The following is a 16825-nucleotide window of genomic DNA, read 5'->3' as shown; positions in this document are numbered from 1 at the left end:
TCAGTCCTCGTGCGCCAGCCGGAGCCGCACGCGCTCGAGCCGCACCGGGCGCAACGGGCCGATGCCCTCGATCTCGCGGTCCGTCAGCTCCACCAGGTGGTACCCGCCCAACGCGCGCACCTCGGCGGCCGTCCCGGGGTCCAGCAGCACCGTGCCCGGCTCCGCCTCCTCCGTCAGGCGGGCCGCCACGTTGACGGTGGGCCCGAACACGTCGCCGAAGCGCGAGAGCACGCGGCCCCACACGCAGCTGACGCGCACGGGCGTCGGAGCGCCCGCGTGGAACCTGTCGGCCAGGCCCAGCGCGATCTCCGCGCCCGCCCGCACGTCGTCGGCGACGAAGAGCACCGCGTCGCCGATCGTCTTGACCACGCGTCCGCCGTTGTTCGTGACGACGTCGCGTGCGCCGGTCTCGAAGTGCTGCACGAAGTCGGCCAGCTCGTGCGCCCCGAGGCGGGCCGTGCGCTTGGTGAAGGACACCATGTCGGCGAACCCGACGGCCCGGGCAAGCGGCAGCTCGTCGTCGTCGCCGGAGGGCCTGCCGCGGGCGGATCCGAACTCCGCCGCGATGCGCGCCGCCAGCGCCGCGAGCTGCCGGCGCCAGGCGTGCACGAGCTGGTGCTCGAGCAACGGGGCGATCTCGCTGAGGCGGTCGAGCACGAGGAGGCGCGCCGTGACGTCGTCGAGGTCGTGGCGCTGGGCGAGGTGCTCTGTCAGCGCCTCCACCTGCCACAGCACCAGCCGGTCCGTCGTGTGGCCGATCGACCGCACGAGGGAGACGGCCGTTCGGTCGGAGACGTCGTAGGTCTGCGACGCGCGGTGCAGCAGCCGGACCGCCTCGGCGTCGGCCTCGGTGTAGGCGACCGCGCCGTCCTCGAGCGTCGGCAGGCCGAGCGCGTGCCAGAAGAGGCGGACGTCCTCGATGCCGGCGCCCGCGCTGGCGGCGACATCCGAGAGGGACAGCGTCCGGGGCCCGCCGAGGAGCTGGTCCTCGAGCCGCGCGACGGTCGAGTCGGCGTCCGTCGAGGCCTCGGGCCCGTCCCCCCGCTCGTCGTCGTCCACCCGGCCAGGCTAGTTCAGCGGGCCATCCGCGTGTGACGGACGTCACCGGCCAGGACGCCGTGCACACGGCCGCCGGCATCGACCACCTCGAGGGACCCGTCGGGTGCCAGCGACCGGGCGACGCCCTCGAGGACCCCGTCGCCGGGGAGGTCCACACGGACCTGCCGACCGAGCGTCGTGCAGACCGCGGCGACGCGGGAGTCCAGGCCGGCCCGGTGGACGTCGCCACCCGCCGCACGCCACCGGGCGTCGACCTCGAGGAGGCCCTCGACGACGGCGGCCAGCAGCGCCGTGCGCTCCGGCGCGGCCCCGCTGCCGTCCGCACCGAGCAGGCGCAGCGACGTCGCGGTCGCCACGGGCAGCTCGTGCGCGGTCTGGTCGACGTTGACGCCGATCCCCACGACCGCCGCGCGTCCTTCCGGCACGAGTGCGAGGTCGCCGAGGATGCCCACGAGCTTGCGGCGCGTCCCCCAGCCCGGGAGGTCCTCGGCGTCCGCGTCGACAAGCACGTCGTTCGGCCACTTCACCCCGGCCCGCACACCGGCGACCCGCTCGACCGCCTCGACGACCGCCAGCCCGGCCAGGAGCGGCAACCACCCCCACCGGTCCGGCGGCACCGCACCCGCGGGCCGGAGCACGACGGAGAAGGTCAGGGCGGCGCGCGCCGGCGTCGTCCAGGTCCGCCCGCGCCGGCCGCGCCCGCCCTCCTGGTGGTCGGTCACCAGCACCGAGCGGTCGGGCCAGTCCGCCGGCGCCGCGGCGAGACCGGCAAGGACGTCCGCCGAGGTGGACGCCGTCCGCTCGACGACGACGACGCGCCCGGTCGCCCCCGCGGACCGCAGCGCCGCCACGACGGCAGCGGGCTCCAACGGCTCACGCGCAGCAGACATGGCGCGACCCTAGCGACACGCCGACGTTTGTCGAGACCCGCACACGGCGGTGGGCCGACACGGTGGGGAACGGCATCCGGCATGTGCTGATCCCGACAACTACCCTCACTCGGGTGACTGACGCACTCGCCACCTCGACCGGCACCTCCGCGGGTACGGACGCGAAGCTCGCCGACCTCGCCGGGCGCACGTCCCGTGCCGTCGACGCCCAGGAGGAGGTCGCGGCGGCCAAGCAGCACCCGCGGCGGAAGAAGACCGCACGGGAGCGCATCGCCGCCCTGCTGGACGAGGGCAGCTTCGTCGAGCTCGACGCCTTCGCGGCCCACCGGTCGACCCGCTTCGGCCTCGAGAAGCGCAAGACGCCGGGCGACGGCGTCGTCACCGGGTACGGCACCATCGACGGCCGCCAGGTCTGCGTCTACAGCCAGGACTTCACCGTCTTCGGCGGCTCCCTCGGCGAGGTGCACGGGCAGAAGATCACCAAGGTCATGGACCTGGCGCTGCGCACCGGCGTGCCGCTCATCGGCGTGCTGGACGGCGGCGGCGCGCGGATCCAGGAGGGCGTGGCGGCCCTCACGCAGTTCGCCGAGATCTTCCGCCGCAACGTCGCCGCGTCGGGCGTGATCCCGCAGATCTCCCTCATCCTCGGCCCGAGCGCCGGCGGGGCGGTGTACTCCCCCGCCCTCACCGACTTCGTCGTCATGGCCGACGGGACGTCCAACATGTTCATCACCGGCCCGGACGTCATCCGCGCCGTGACGGGCGAGGACGTCGGCTTCGAGGAGCTCGGCGGCGGTCAGACGCACAACGCACGCTCCGGCGTCGCGCACTACCTCGGCGCGGACGAGGACGACGCCATCGACTGGGTCAAGGCGCTGGTCGGCTACCTGCCGTCGAACAACCTCTCCGAGCCCCCGGTGTGGGAGGACGACGCGCACGCCGACCTGGGCACCACGGACGAGGACCTCGAGCTGGACACCCTCGTCCCGGACTCCGACTCCCAGCCGTACGACATGCACACCGTCATCGGCCACGTCCTCGACCACGGCGACTTCCTCGAGGTCCAGCCGCTGTACGCGCAGAACGTCATCGTCGGGTTCGGCCACGTCGAGGGGCGCCCCGTGGGCGTCGTCGCCAACCAGCCGCAGCAGATGGCGGGGACGCTCGACATCAACGCCGCCGAGAAGGCCGCCCGCTTCGTGCGCACCTGCGACGCGTTCAACATCCCGGTGCTGACCTTCGTGGACGTCCCGGGCTTCCTCCCGGGCACCGACCAGGAGTGGAACGGCATCATCCGCCGCGGCGCGAAGCTCATCTACGCCTACGCCGAGGCCACGGTGCCCCTCGTCACCGTCATCACGCGCAAGGCCTACGGCGGCGCGTACATCGTCATGGGGTCCAAGCAGCTCGGTGCCGACGTCAACCTCGCGTGGCCGACCGCCCAGATCGCCGTCATGGGCGCGGGCGGCGCCGTCAACATCCTCCACCGGGGTGCGCTCAAGAAGGTCGCGGAGGACGGTGGTGACGTGGACGCCGAGCGCGCCCGCCTGACCGCCGAGTACGAGGAGGCGCTGGTGAACCCCTACGACGCCGCCGAGCGCGGCTACGTCGACGCCGTCATCCGGCCGTCCGAGACGCGTGCCCAGGTGGTCCGCGCGCTGCGGGCGCTGCGCACCAAGCGCGCGAGCCTGCCGGCCAAGAAGCACGGGAACATCCCGCTGTGACCCCGCCCGACGTCCGCGTCGTCCGCGGAGCCCCCGACGACGTCGAGCTGGCGGCCCTGGTCGCCGGGCTCGCCGCCGGCGCGCAGTCCGCCGACGACGACGCCGCGCACCTCGCCGCCGACCCCACCCCCTCGGTGCAGGCGCGGCGCCGCTGGCGCGACGCCGCGAACCGCCTGTCCGACCGCCTCTCGCCCGGGCCCGACGCCTGGCGCTGGAGCACGCACCCCTGAGGTGCGGTCCCGCGCCGGCAGTGGTGGCGCGAGCGTCGTGAGCTCTCGCACGCCGTGCCAGCCGGGCGCCGTGGCGGCCGTCAGCGCAGGGCGCCGCGCAGGTCGGCCAACGCCATGATCTCCGCGCCGTGGTGGATGATCTCGCGGTTCATGTGGAGCACGAGGTGGCCGAAGGGCGCCTGGGCGTCGATGGGCGTCGCGGTGCTCAGCCCGACCCGCATCACGTCCTCGTCCGGCAGGGCCGCGATGCCCGCCCGCCAGGCGTCGACCCAGCGTGACAGCCCGGCGACCGCCGGGCCGACCTCGCCGTGCACCTCCACGTCGGTGCGCCGCCGCCGGTGCTCGCCGAACGTCCACTCCCACCGCTCGAAGACCGCCTCGGTGAGGTGGGCGACCAGCCACGCGATCGTCCGCGGGGTCGGCTCGTCGGTGCCGCCAGGCCACTCGGCGACCCAGTCCCCCGTGCCGAGGGTGCGCGGCGTCCGCTCGGTGCCCCGCCGCACCACGGACAGGGCACCGGGCACCGGCTCCCACCGGAACGTCTCGTCGTCGACCGCACGCAGCCGGTCGCGCAGCTCCAGCCAGGAGAACTCGAGCTGCCCCCGCACCATCGCGGCGGCCGTCGGCACCTGCAGGACCGACCAGTCGAACTCCTCCGACCCGTAGGTCGCCTCGTCCTGCGTCACCGGGTCCTCCTCGCGACTCCGCTCGACGAGGACGACGGTACGCGCGGCCCGCGTCAGATGCCGTGGCCGACGTGGCGCTCCGCACCGGTGCGGACGGGCTGCAGGTGGGTCGCGAGCACGAGCGTGGCCACCATCGCGACGATCTCGAGCGCCTTGATGGTCACGCCGTAGACCTCGTACGCCGGGACCCGGACGCTCGCCACGGCCACGTACATGAGCACCACGAGGATCTCGAAGCCGACGACGACGAGCAGCGGCGCCCGCCCGCGCGCCACCAGGACAGCGACGCCGACGAGCAGCTGAGCGGCACCCGCGGCGAGCCCGAACGCCAGGAGGTCCTCCGCTCCGGGCTCGACGGCGCGGCCGATGTCGAGCACGCCCAGGCCGACAAGGACGTACAGGACCGCTGCGGCCCAGGCCGCCGCGGCGGCGACCAGTCGGGACGGGTGCATGGCTCCTCCTCCGACGACGTGGCTCCAGTGTTCGACCGTGTCGCACGCCGGCGGGAGGGACGGAGGTCCCTGCGGCTCGCCTGCGAGAGACACCGGGGACCGGAATAGGCTCCTGCCCCATGACCACCGACGCTCAGCCGGCCCGCACCCCCACGGCGATCGACGCGATCGCCGACCGCTACGTCGAGACGATCGCCCGCCTCAACCCCCTGGCGGCGACCGCGATGGGGCTGTCCGGGTACGACCACCTCATGACCGACTTCTCCCCCGCCGGCCACCAGGCCCAGGCCGACGCCGCACGTGCCGTGCTCGCCGAGCTCGACGCCGCGACCCCGCAGGACCACACCGACACCGTGACGCTCGCCGCGATGCGGGAGCGCATCGGCCTGGAGCTCGAGCTGCACGAGGCGGACGAGCTGCTCGGTCAGCTCAACAACATCGCCTCCCCCGTGCAGGAGCTCCGCGACGTCTTCGACCTCATGCCGACGGCGACGCCCGCCCACTGGGACGCCGTGCTCGCCCGTCTCGAGGCGCTGCCCGCAGCGGCCGACGGCGTCGTGGAGTCGCTGCGCCTCGCCGCCGCCCGGGGCCGCACCGCCGCCCGGCGGCAGGTGCTCGAGTGCATCGCCCAGGCCGAGCAGCTCGCCGCGCCGGACACATCCTTCTTCACGACCTTCGTGACCGGGCCGAAGGCCCAGGCGGCCCTCGCCGACGCGCCCGACGCCGCCGAGCGTCGGGACGCGCTCGACCGGGGTGCCGCCGCCGCCCGCGCCGCCTACGCGCACCTGGCCACCTACCTGCGCGAGGAGCTCCTGCCCGAGGCGCCGGCCGAGGACGCCGTCGGCGCCGCGCGCTACCTCCTGTGGTCCCGGTACTTCCTCGGCGCGGAGGTGGACCTCGAGGAGACGTACCGCTGGGGCCTGGAGGAGCTCGACCGGATCATCGACGAGCAGGAGGAGGTCGCGCGGCGGATCGCCGGCCCCGACGCCACCGTCGCCGACGCCATCGCCGAGCTCGACAAGGACCCGGCACGCGTCCTGCACGGCACCGAGGAGCTGCGCCGCTGGATGCAGGAGACGTCGGACGCCGCGATCACCGCCCTGCGCGGGACGCACTTCGACATCCCGGACGCGCTGCTCGCGCTGGAGTGCATGATCGCGCCCACGCAGAACGGCGGCATCTACTACACCGGGCCGTCGGACGACTTCTCCCGGCCGGGGCGGATGTGGTGGTCCGTGCCGCCCGGCGTCGAGACGTTCACGACCTGGCGCGAGAAGACGACCGTCTACCACGAGGGCGTCCCCGGCCACCACCTCCAGATCGCCCAGGCGGTGCACCAGCGGCAGGCGCTCAACACCTGGCGCCGGCTCGCGTGCTGGGTCTCGGGCCACGGCGAGGGCTGGGCCCTCTACGCCGAGCGGCTCATGGCGGACCTGGGCTTCATGGACGACCCGGGCGACCGGCTGGGCATGCTCGACGCCCAGCGGATGCGCGCCGCACGCGTCGTCCTCGACATCGGCGTGCACCTGGGGCTGGACCGGCCCCAGCGGTGGGGCGGCGGCCCCTGGGACGCGGAGACCGCGTGGGAGTTCCTGCGCGCCAACGTCAACATGGACGAGGGCTTCCTGCGGTTCGAGCTGAACCGGTACCTCGGCTGGCCCGGCCAGGCGCCGTCGTACAAGGTCGGCCAGCGGCTGTGGGAGGCGGCGCGGGACGAGGCGGCGGCCGCCGCCACGCGCCGGGGCGAGGACGCGGACCTCCGGGCGTTCCACGCCCGCGCGCTCGGCCTCGGCTCGATCGGGCTGGACGTGCTGCGCGTCGCGCTGGTGTGACGGCCGGGCCCGAGCCTCGAGCCTGCCGGACCCGGGTGACCGTCGGCGCCTGAGTCCTGGCCGGGCCCGGTCCGTCGCGGACCGGGCCCGGCCACTACCCTGCGGGGGTGCCGTCGCTCCTCCTCGCCTCCGCCTCACCCGCCCGCCGCGCGACCCTCGTCGCCGCCGGCATCGAGCCGCACGTGCTCGTCTCGGGGGTCGACGAGGACGCGGTCCTGCGCGAGGCCGAGGCCCGCTTCGGGACGCTCGACCCGGTCGACGCCGTCCTCGTGCTCGCCAACGCCAAGGCCGACGACGTCGCAGCACGGCTCGAGGGCGGGGAGACCGTGCCCGGGCAGGAGGACGGGCTGCCCGAGGACCTCCTCGTCCTCGGCTGCGACTCCCTGCTGGACCTCGACGGCGAGGCGCTCGGCAAGCCCCGCGACGCGGACGACGCCGTGGCCCGCTGGAAGCGCATGCGCGGGCGCTCCGGGCTGCTGCACACCGGCCACTGGCTCGTCGACCTGCGACCGGGCAGCCCGACCGCGACGCTCGGGGCCACCTCGACGACGGTCGTCCACTTCGCCGACGTGACGGACGCCGAGATCGACGCCTACGTCGCCACGGGTGAGCCGCTCGCGGTGGCGGGCGCCTTCACCGTCGACGGCCGGGGCGGCGCGTTCGTCCGCGGGATCGAGGGTGACCACCACGGCGTCGTCGGGCTGAGCCTGCCGGTCCTGCGGGATCTCCTGCAGCAGGTCGACCTCTCCGTCACGGACCTGTGGACCTGAGCGGTCCTCGTACCCCCCGCCCGACGGCGCCGCCGCGCGCTGCTGGGTGAACCCACAAAGCCTCGCCGGAGCGTTGTCGGTTCCCCACAGTCTTGGTCCACCACCTGCGCCGCAGGTGAACGGCCGGAGCGCCTGACGTTACGGTGAGCCGTGCCCGAGATCCACAAGGTCCTCATCGCCAACCGCGGTGAGATCGCGGTCCGTGTCGCCCGCGCCTGCGCGGACGCCCGCATCGCCAGCGTCGCCGTGTACGCCGACCCCGACAGGGAGTCGCAGCACGTCCGCCTCGCCGACGAGGCGTTCGCCCTCGGGGGGACCCGCGCCGCCGAGACGTACCTCGACATCGCCAAGCTGCTGGACGTCGCGCGCCGCAGCGGCGCGGACGCGGTGCACCCCGGCTACGGCTTCCTGTCGGAGAACGCGGAGTTCGCCCGCGCGGTCATCGACGCCGGCCTGACCTGGATCGGTCCGCCCCCGGCGGCCATCGAGGCGCTCGGCGACAAGGTCTCCGCCCGGCACATCGCGCAGCGCGCCGGTGCGCCCCTCGTCGCCGGCACCCGGGACCCCGTCGCGGACGTCAGCGAGGTGCACGCGTTCGCCGAGGAGCACGGCCTGCCCATCGCGATCAAGGCTGCGTTCGGCGGTGGCGGGCGCGGCCTGCGGGTCGCCCGCGTCGCCGAGGAGATCACCGAGCAGTACGACTCCGCGGTGCGCGAGGCGGTCGCGGCGTTCGGCCGCGGCGAGTGCTTCGTGGAGCGCTACCTCGACTCGCCCCGACACGTCGAGACGCAGTGCCTGGCGGATCAGCACGGCACGGTCGTCGTCGTCTCCACGCGCGACTGCTCGCTGCAGCGCCGGCACCAGAAGCTCGTCGAGGAGGCGCCCGCGCCGTTCCTCACCGACGAGCAGAACCGGCTCCTCGTCGAGTCCTCCATCGCGATCCTCAGCGAGGCGCGGTACGTCGGCGCCGGCACCTGCGAGTTCCTCGTCGGCACGGACGGCACGATCTCGTTCCTCGAGGTGAACACGCGCCTGCAGGTCGAGCACCCCGTGACCGAGGAGGTCACCGGCGTCGACCTCGTCCGGGAGCAGCTCCGCATCGCCGCCGGCGAGCCGCTCGGCTACACCGAGCTGCCCGTGCGCGGCCACTCGTTCGAGTTCCGAATCAACGGCGAGGACCCGGCGCAGGGCTTCCTGCCCGCACCGGGCCGCCTGTCCCGCCTGCGCTTCCCGTCCGGGCCGGGCGTCCGCGTCGACTCCGGCGTCATCGAGGGCGACACCGTCTCCGGGGCGTTCGACTCGATGATGGCCAAGCTCATCGTCACCGGCGCCACGCGGACGCAGGCCGTCGAGCGCGCCCGCCGCGCGCTGCGCGAGCTGGAGGTGGAGGGCATCCCGACCGTCGTCCCGTTCCACCGCGCGGTCCTCGACTCCCCCGACTTCGTGCCCACGGACCCGACGCAGCCGTTCCGCGTCCACACCCGCTGGATCGAGACCGACTTCGCCGACGTCCTGCCGACGCTGCGCGAGGGCGGGGCGGGGGTGGCCGGCACGGACGACGAGGCCCCGGCGACCGAGCGGGTCGTCGTCGAGGTGGGCGGCAAGCGGATCGAGGTCGTGCTGCCGGCGGGCCTCGGCGGCCTGGCCCGCGGTGGGCGCCCCGGCGCGCCGCAGCGCGGCGGCGCCCGGCCACGGCGGTCCGCGGCGCGCTCGGGCGGGCCCGCCGCCAGCAACGGCGCCGCGCTCACGTCGCCCATGCAGGGCACCATCGTCAAGGTCGCGGTCGCCGAGGGCGCCGAGGTGGCACAGGGTGACCTCGTGGTGGTCCTCGAGGCGATGAAGATGGAGCAGCCGCTCGTCGCGCACCGCGCCGGCGTCGTGCGCGGCCTGTCCGCCGTGGTCGGCGCGACGGTCAGCGCGGGCAGCGCGCTGTGCGACATCGTGGACGCCTCCGCCGCCGAGGGCGGCACGACCGACGGCGCCACGGCACCTGCCTGAGGTGCCCGCGCCCACCGGACCACCCTCGCGGCCCGCCGGCCTGCACCGGCAGCCGGGGGACGGCTGGGTCGAGTGCGGCTGCGGCCGCCGGCACTGGGGGCTGCACGGAGCCGCGGGCCTGCTCCTGTTCCGCACGGACCCGCAGGGCCGCGCGGAGGCCGTCGTCCTCCAGCACCGTGCCGAGTGGAGCGACCAGGGCGGCACCTGGGGCATCCCGGGAGGCGCCCTGGCGCCCGGTGAGCGTCCCGAGGACGGCGCCGTCCGCGAGGCCGCGGAGGAGGCTGGCATCGACCCCGCCGGCGTCCTCGTCCTCACCACGCGGGTGCTCGACCACGGCGTGTGGAGCTACACGACGGTGGTGGCGCGCGCCACCACCGCGCACGACGCGAGACCGACCGACCACGAGAGCCTGGCGGTCGCCTGGGTCGGGCTGGCCGAGGTCCCGGCGCGGCCGCTGCTCCCGGCGTTCGAGGCGGCGTGGCCCGCGCTCCGGGACCTCCTGCCGTAGCCGGACGGACGGTCAGCCGCCGACGGCGAGCCGCTCCCCCGGCGCGAGGCGGCGGTACTGCGGCGCCCCGCCGAGCGTGCCGACCAGGCGGTCCGCGAGCCCCTTGCCGGCCTCCGCGAGGACGGCGTCGTGGATGGGCACGACGACCCGCGGCCCGACCGCCCGGACGTGGTCCACGGCCTCGGCGACCTTCATCCACGGACCGCCCACCGGCAGGAGCAGCACCTCCACCGGCAGGTCCGGCACCGTGAACGAGTCCCCGGGGTGCAGCACGCCGTCGACGAGGTAGGCCAGGTTCGCGGGGACGGGCAGGTCGGGGTGGATGACCGCGTGGCTCCCGCCGAACGCCTGCACCTCGAAGCCCCCGGCGGTCCAGCGCTCGCCCGGCGCGCCCTCGTGCACGCGACCGCGGTCCGCGCCCTCCGCGACCAGCAGCGTCACCACCGGCGCCGGGCCCCAGACGTGCAGCGCGGGCCGCTCCGCCAGGGCCGCCACGACGTCCGCGGCGACGAGGTGGTCGGCGTGGTCGTGCGTCACGAGGACGGCGTCGGCCTCGTCCAGCACGGAACGGTCGCTGTAGGAGCCGGGGTCCACGACGAGCACGCGCCCGTCGCGCTCGAGGCGCGCGCAGGCGTGGCCGTGGAGCGTGAGCGTCGTCGTCGTCATCGGGATCCGACCTCCGTGTGGTGCAGCGTCCGGGCGACCTCGGCGATGGACCCGGACAGGGACGGGTAGACCGTGAAGGACTGCGCGACGTCGTCGGCCGTGAGGCGCTGCGCCACCGCGAGGGTGATCGGGAAGACCAGCTCCCCGGCGCGGGGGGCCACGACGACGCCGCCGAGCACGATGCCCGTCGTGGCGTGCGCGAAGAGCTTGACGAACCCGTCGTGCATGCCGAGCATCTTCGCCCGCGGGTTCCGCGCCAGCTCGAGCATGCTGGTCCGGTACCGCACGCCGGACTCCTCGAGGCTGTTCTGGGACGCCCCGACGGTCGCGATCTCCGGGGCGGTGAAGATGTTGGCGGCCACGACCTGGAGGTCCAGCGGGACGACCGCGTCGCCGAGCGCGTGCGCCATCGCGATGCGGCCCTGCATGGCGGCGACGGACGCGAGCGGGAGCACGCCGGTGCAGTCCCCGGCGGCGTAGACGCCGCGCGTGCTGGTCCGGGACACCCGGTCGACCTCGATGTGGCCGGTGCGCGTCGTCCGGACGCCCGCCGTCTCCAGGCCCAGACCGCTCGTCGACGGCACGGAGCCCACAGCCATGAGGCAGTGGCTGCCCTCGACCGTGCGCCCGTCCGCGAGGGTGACGAGGACGCCGTCGTCGGTCCGCACCGCCGACTGCGCGCGCGAGCGGGACATGACCTCCATGCCGCGCTGCCGGAAGACGTCCTCGATGAGCTCCGCGGCGTCCGCGTCCTCCCCCGGCAGGACCCGGTCGCGCGAGGACACGAGGACCACCTGGGCGCCGAGGGCCTTGTAGGCGCCGGCGAACTCCGCGCCGGTGACGCCCGAGCCGACGACGACGAGGCGCTCGGGCAGCTCGGTGAGGTCGTACAGCTGTGTCCACGTGAGGATGCGCTCGCCGTCGGGCATCGCCTCCGGGAGGGTGCGCGGCGTGGCGCCGGTGGCCAGGAGGACGACGTCGGCGTCGACGGTCTCGGTGCCGCCGTCCGTGCGGTCGACCACGACCCGCTGGGGCCCGTCGAGGCGACCGTGCCCGTCCAGCACGCGGACGCCCTCGGACTCCAGCCGCGCGCAGATGTCCCGGGACTGCGCCGCCGCGAGCTCGACGACCCGCGCGTTGACGCGCGCGAGGTCGACGAGGTGGGCGGGATGCGTCCCCGTCGGGTCCGGCACGCCTCCGTCCCGGATGCCGAGCTCGGGAGCCCGCTCCGCGATGGTCATCCACTCCGCCGTCGCGATGAGCGTCTTGGACGGCACCACGTCCGTGAGCACCGCGGCGCCGCCCAGCCCCTGCTGCTCGACGAGCGTCACCTCGGCGCCGGCGCGCCGCGCGACCAGCGCGGCCTCGTATCCGCCCGGCCCTCCCCCGACGACGACGACCCGGCTGGCGGGGCGGACGTCCTCGGTCGGCTGCTCGGGCGGGGGCTCGGCGATGCCGGGTGTCGTCGCTGTCACACCCGCATTGTGCCGTCCGTGCGCCACCCACGGCACACCGGCACGGCGCGGGCACTAGCCTCGGGGACCATGACGAGCACCGCCGACGACGCCGCAGTCGCCACCCTCGAGGACCCGACCACCGACCCGTTCGACATCGCGCGCGAGGCCGCCGCGGTCGTCGCGGAGCGCACCGGCGTCGACCGCCACGACGTGCTGCTCGTGCTCGGGTCCGGCTGGGGCGGTGCCGCGGACCTGGTCGGCGAGACGGTCGCCGAGATCCCGAGCCACGAGCTCCCCGGGTTCTCCGCTCCCGCCGTCGCCGGGCACGGCGGGACCACGCGGTCGATCCGGCTCCCCCACGGCGGCCACGCCCTCGTCCTCGGCTCGCGCACCCACCTGTACGAGGGGCGCGGCGTGCGCCGGGTGGTGCACGGCGTGCGGACCGCCGCGGCGGCCGGCGCGCGTGCCGTCGTCCTCACCAACGGGTGCGGCGGACTGGACCCGGACTGGACGCCGGGGACTCCGGTCCTCATCAGCGACCACCTCAACCTCACCGCGACGTCCCCCCTGGAGGGCGCCACGTTCGTGGACCTCACGGACCTGTACTCGGCCCGCCTGCGCGCGGTGGCGCGGGAGGTCGACCCGGACCTGCCGGAGGGCGTGTACGCGCAGTTCCGCGGGCCGCACTACGAGACCCCCGCGGAGGTCCGGATGGCCGGCCGGATGGGCGCGGACCTCGTCGGCATGTCCACGACGCTCGAAGCGATCGCCGCCCGGCACGCGGGGCTCGAGGTGCTCGGCATCTCCCTCGTGACGAACCTGGCTGCCGGGATCAGCGCCGAGCCGCTGTCCCACGAGGAGGTCCTCGAGGCCGGCCGCGCGGCGGGTCCGCGGATCAGCCGCCTGCTCGCCGAGATCGTCGGGCGCATCTGATGGCCAGCACCACGCCGCCGACGGAGCCCTTCGACCCCGACCTCGCCGCGCGTGTCCGGGCCTGGGTCGACGACGACCCGGACCCGCACACGGCCGAGCACCTGCGCGTGCTCCTGGCGCACGCCGAGTCCGACGACGACCCCGGGGGCCTGCGGGGCCCGGCACGCGAGGAGCTCGCCGACCGGTTCCGCGGGACGCTCGAGTTCGGCACCGCCGGGCTGCGCGGTGCGCTCGGCGGGGGCCCGAACCGGATGAACCGGGCCGTCGTCATCCGCGCGGCGGCGGGGCTCGCGGCCTACCTGGACGAGCGGATGGCGGAGCTCGGTCCCGGCGACACCGGCGGCAGGTACGTCGAGGGACCGCGCGTCGTCATCGGCTACGACGCCCGGCACAACTCCGACGTCTTCGCGCGGGACACGGCCGCCGTCGTCGTCGCCGCGGGCGGGCACGCCCTGCTCCTCCCCGAACCGCTGCCCACCCCGGTGCTCGCCTTCGCGGTGCGCCACCTCGGTGCGGACGCCGGGGTCATGGTCACCGCCAGCCACAACCCCCCGCAGGACAACGGCTACAAGGTCTACCTCGGCGGCCGCGTCGTCACGGACTCCGGCCAGGGCGCCCAGATCGTCCCGCCCTACGACGCGGCCATCGCCGCCCACATCGCCGCGGTGCCGTCCGTGGCCTCGGTCCCGCGCAGCGACGACGGCTGGACCTCCCTCGGCGAGGAGGTCCTCGAGGCGTACCTCACCGGGCTGCGCGCGCTCGAGCTGCCGGACACCGCTCACGACCTGCGCATCGTCCTCACGCCGCTGCACGGCGTCGGCGGCCGGACCGCCGAGCGGGTGCTGCGGGCCGCCGGCTTCCAGGACCTGCACATCGTCGCCGCGCAGGCCCTGCCCGACCCGGACTTCCCGACCGTGGCGTTCCCGAACCCGGAGGAGCCGGGGGCCATCGACCTCGCCCTCGCGCTCGCCGACGAGGTCGACGCCGACCTCGTCATCGCGAACGACCCCGACGCCGACCGCTGCGCCGCGGCCGTCCGCGACCCGCGCCTGGGCCACAGCGACTCCGCCGGCGGACCGCTGACCGCGCGTGCGAGCGGCTGGCGGATGCTCCACGGCGACGAGGTCGGTGCGCTGCTGGGCGACGACATCGGCCGCCGCCTCACCGGCTCCGGCGGCGTCATGGCGAACTCGATCGTGTCGTCCCGGCTGCTGGGCAGGATCGCCGCCGGCCACGGGCTGTCGCACCGCGAGACGCTCACGGGGTTCAAGTGGATCGCCCGCGTCGACGGACTGGTGTTCGGCTACGAGGAGGCGCTCGGGTACTGCGTGGACCCGACGCTCGTGCGCGACAAGGACGGCCTGTCCGCGGCGCTCCTGCTGGCACAGCTCGCCGCCCGGCTGAAGATGCAGGACCGGACGCTCCTGGACATGCTCGACCACCTCGCGCTGCGCCACGGGCTCCACCTCACCGACCAGCTCTCCGCCCGGTTCGCCGACCTCGACCAGATCCCGGCGACCATGGCGCGCGTCCGCCAGGCGCCGCCGACCGCGCTGGCCGGCTCGCCCGTCGTCGAGGTCGTGGACCTCGCGGAGGGCTCCGAGGGGCTGCCCCCCACCGACGGCCTGCGCCTCCTCGCGCAGGACGGCACCCGGGTCGTCGTGCGGCCGTCGGGGACCGAGCCGAAGGTCAAGTGCTACCTCGAGGTGATCGTCCCTGTCGACGACGACGGCTCGGGCGACGCCGTGGGCACCGCGCGGCGCACCGCCCGCGCCCGCCTCGACGCCGTGCGGGCGGACGTCGCCGCCGCGCTCGGCCTGGGGTGACCGGACTCGTCCTCGTCGACGCGCCGGCCACCGCCGTCGGCGCCCGCGACACGGGCACCGTCGCCCTGCAGCACGTCGACGACGACGGCACACCCGGGGCGCGGCTCGTCCTCGACGCCGCGCACCTCGCCGAGGCGGTCGCCGAGCGCGAGGCGGACGGCGGGCCACGGTGGGTGTGGGACGACACCGCCCGCCGGTACCCGGCGCTCCTCGCGGCGGGTGTGCGCGTGCGGCGGTGCCACGACCTGCGCCTGTGCCACGCGATCCTGCGGCGGTCCGACCGCTGCGCCGACTCCGCCCTCGCGCGGGCGGAGCCCGGCGCCTGGGACGCGCTCTCGCCCGTGGCCGAGCCGCCGACAGACCGCCCCGCGAGCCTCTTCGACGAGGCAGACGTGTCCGGGACGGGCGCGGCCCTCGACGCGCTCGAGGAGCTGCGGCTGCAGCTCGCCGCGGTCGCCGGCGCCCGCGACCCGGCGCGCCTCCGGCTCCTGCTGGCGGCCGAGTCCACCGGGGCGCTCGTCGCCGCGGAGATGCACCACGACGGCCTGCCGTGGGACGCCGACGCGCACGACGCCCTGCTCGAGGACCTGGTCGGGCCCCGGCCCCGGACGGGCGGACGGCCCGCCCGCCTCGACGCGCTCGCCGGGCGCATCCGGAGCCTCCTGGAGCAGCCGGGCCTCAACCCGGACTCGCAGTCGGACCTCCTGCGGGCGCTGCGGCGGGCCGGGCTGGACGTCACGAGCACCCGCCGGCACGAGATCGCGGCCCTGCAGCACGACGTCGTCGAGCCTCTCCTGGAGTACAAGAGGCTCGCGCGCCTGCTCAGCGCCAACGGCTGGGCCTGGCGCGAGCAGTGGGTGCGGGACGGCCGGTTCCGGCCGGACTACGTGCCCGGCGGCGTCGTCACCGGCCGGTGGGCGACGAGCGGCGGGGGCGCCCTCCAGCTGCCCGCCGCCGTGCGGGCAGCGGTGCGCGCCGACCCGGGCTGGAGGCTCGTCGCGGCAGACGCGGCGCAGCTGGAGCCGCGCGTGCTCGCCGCGATGGCCGGTGACCTCGCGATGGCCGCGGCGGCGCGCCGCGCGGACCTCTACGCGGGCGTCGTCGAGTCGGGGGCGGTCCAGACCCGGGAGCAGGCGAAGTACGCGATGCTCGGCGCGATCTACGGGGCCACGACAGGGGCGGGCGCGGCGCTCATGCCGCAGCTCACCCGGGCGTACCCGCGCGCCGTCGGCCTGGTGGAGTCGGCCGCGCGCGCCGGCGAGCGCGGGGAGGTCGGCACCACCTGGCTCGGCCGGACGTCGCCCCCTCCCGGGGCGCGCTGGCTGGCGTCCGTCGAGGCCGCGTCGTCGCAGGAGGCTCGACCGGAGGACGTCCGCCTGGCCCAGCGTCACCGGCGCGACCGGGGCCGGTTCACCCGCAACTTCGTGGTCCAGGGGACGGCCGCGGAGTGGGCGCTGTGCTGGATGGCCGCGCTGCGCCGTCGTCTGCTGGAGCTCCCGGTCCCCGGCGCGGACGGGTCCGGCGGACGGACGGCACGGAACCGCCGTCCGCACCTCGTGTTCTTCCTCCACGACGAGGTCGTGGTCCACACGCCGCAGGAGCTGGCCGACGACGTCGCGACGGCGGTCCGGGACTCGGCGGCGGAGGCCGGGCGGCTGCTCTTCGGGTCGTTCCCCGTGGAGTTCGCGCTCGACGTCGCCGTGGTGGACACGTACGACCAGGCCGGCTGAGCGTCCGGCGCGGTCGCCGGTCCCCGGGCGCCCGACGACGCCGCGCGAGGCAGGATGGCAGCGG

At 75.6% G+C, this 16825-nt stretch carries 15 protein-coding genes; 9 read left to right on the top strand and 6 right to left on the bottom strand.

Going from position 1 to position 16825, the window contains the following annotated elements; all coding sequences use genetic code 11:
* Window positions 1-1059: an adenylate/guanylate cyclase domain-containing protein gene (locus tag LG379_RS06995; RefSeq protein ID WP_225753880.1), complete on the bottom strand. Its 1059-nt coding sequence runs from the start codon at window positions 1057-1059 to the stop codon at window positions 1-3.
* Window positions 1060-1073: 14 nt separating this feature from the next.
* Window positions 1074-1949, bottom strand: coding sequence for a biotin--[acetyl-CoA-carboxylase] ligase (locus LG379_RS06990; RefSeq protein ID WP_225753879.1), 876 nt, complete (start codon window positions 1947-1949; stop codon window positions 1074-1076).
* 113 nt (window positions 1950-2062) lie between these two features.
* Between LG379_RS06990 and LG379_RS06985 the strand changes: the two genes are divergently transcribed.
* A complete protein-coding gene (locus LG379_RS06985; RefSeq protein ID WP_225753878.1) occupies window positions 2063-3673 on the top strand; it encodes an acyl-CoA carboxylase subunit beta in 1611 nt (536 codons plus the stop codon).
* Window positions 3670-3903, top strand: a complete 234-nt coding sequence (locus LG379_RS06980) for an acyl-CoA carboxylase epsilon subunit (RefSeq protein ID WP_225753877.1) — start codon at window positions 3670-3672, stop codon at window positions 3901-3903. Before LG379_RS06985 ends, LG379_RS06980 begins: the two co-directional genes overlap by 4 nt.
* Window positions 3904-3983: 80 nt before the next feature.
* Here the strand turns inward: LG379_RS06980 and LG379_RS06975 are convergent, their stop codons facing one another.
* Window positions 3984-4589, bottom strand: a complete 606-nt coding sequence (locus LG379_RS06975; protein WP_225753876.1) for a DinB family protein — start codon at window positions 4587-4589, stop codon at window positions 3984-3986.
* A gap of 53 nt (window positions 4590-4642) precedes the next feature.
* Entirely contained in the window at window positions 4643-5041 is a 399-nt protein-coding gene (locus tag LG379_RS06970; RefSeq protein ID WP_225753875.1) for a hypothetical protein, read from the bottom strand.
* Between the two features lie 119 nt (window positions 5042-5160).
* Here LG379_RS06970 and LG379_RS06965 point away from each other — a divergent pair, with 119 nt between their 5' ends.
* The 4 genes from LG379_RS06965 to LG379_RS06950 all read left to right on the top strand — a co-directional run bounded on the left by LG379_RS06965 (window position 5161) and on the right by LG379_RS06950 (window position 10149).
* Window positions 5161-6873, top strand: a complete 1713-nt coding sequence (locus LG379_RS06965; protein WP_225753874.1) for a DUF885 domain-containing protein — start codon at window positions 5161-5163, stop codon at window positions 6871-6873.
* A gap of 107 nt (window positions 6874-6980) precedes the next feature.
* The gene (locus LG379_RS06960; RefSeq protein WP_225753873.1) at window positions 6981-7643 is read left to right on the top strand and encodes a nucleoside triphosphate pyrophosphatase; all 663 of its coding nucleotides are present in this window, start codon (window positions 6981-6983) and stop codon (window positions 7641-7643) included.
* 150 nt (window positions 7644-7793) lie between these two features.
* Window positions 7794-9641 carry a biotin carboxylase N-terminal domain-containing protein gene (locus tag LG379_RS06955; RefSeq protein ID WP_225753872.1) on the top strand — a complete coding sequence of 616 codons (1848 nt, stop codon included), beginning with the start codon at window positions 7794-7796 and terminating at the stop codon, window positions 9639-9641.
* Between the two features lies 1 nt (window position 9642).
* Window positions 9643-10149 carry an NUDIX domain-containing protein gene (locus LG379_RS06950; RefSeq protein ID WP_225753871.1) on the top strand — a complete coding sequence of 169 codons (507 nt, stop codon included), beginning with the start codon at window positions 9643-9645 and terminating at the stop codon, window positions 10147-10149.
* 12 nt (window positions 10150-10161) lie between these two features.
* Here the strand turns inward: LG379_RS06950 and LG379_RS06945 are convergent, their stop codons facing one another.
* On the bottom strand, window positions 10162-10815 hold the full coding sequence (locus LG379_RS06945; RefSeq protein ID WP_225753870.1) for an MBL fold metallo-hydrolase: 654 nt from the start codon (window positions 10813-10815) through the stop codon (window positions 10162-10164).
* The gene (locus LG379_RS06940) at window positions 10812-12290 is read right to left on the bottom strand and encodes an NAD(P)H-quinone dehydrogenase (RefSeq protein WP_370634461.1); all 1479 of its coding nucleotides are present in this window, start codon (window positions 12288-12290) and stop codon (window positions 10812-10814) included. The genes LG379_RS06945 and LG379_RS06940 overlap by 4 nt, the downstream gene beginning before the upstream one ends.
* A gap of 69 nt (window positions 12291-12359) precedes the next feature.
* Here LG379_RS06940 and LG379_RS06935 point away from each other — a divergent pair, with 69 nt between their 5' ends.
* Genes LG379_RS06935 through LG379_RS06925 form a run of 3 tightly spaced genes read left to right on the top strand, consistent with a single transcriptional unit; the run spans window position 12360 to window position 16761 of the window.
* Entirely contained in the window at window positions 12360-13205 is an 846-nt protein-coding gene (locus LG379_RS06935; protein WP_225753869.1) for a purine-nucleoside phosphorylase, read from the top strand.
* Window positions 13205-15031, top strand: a complete 1827-nt coding sequence (locus tag LG379_RS06930) for a phospho-sugar mutase (protein ID WP_225753868.1) — start codon at window positions 13205-13207, stop codon at window positions 15029-15031. Before LG379_RS06935 ends, LG379_RS06930 begins: the two co-directional genes overlap by 1 nt.
* On the top strand, window positions 15028-16761 hold the full coding sequence (locus LG379_RS06925; protein ID WP_225753867.1) for a bifunctional 3'-5' exonuclease/DNA polymerase: 1734 nt from the start codon (window positions 15028-15030) through the stop codon (window positions 16759-16761). Before LG379_RS06930 ends, LG379_RS06925 begins: the two co-directional genes overlap by 4 nt.
* The last annotated feature ends 64 nt before the right edge of the window (window positions 16762-16825 follow it).

This window comes from Actinotalea sp. Marseille-Q4924 (genome assembly GCF_916618755.1).
Lineage (GTDB): Bacteria > Actinomycetota > Actinomycetes > Actinomycetales > Cellulomonadaceae > Actinotalea.
The sequence above is the reverse complement of the archived record's forward strand: the minus strand, read 5'-3'. Positions and strand labels throughout refer to the sequence as shown.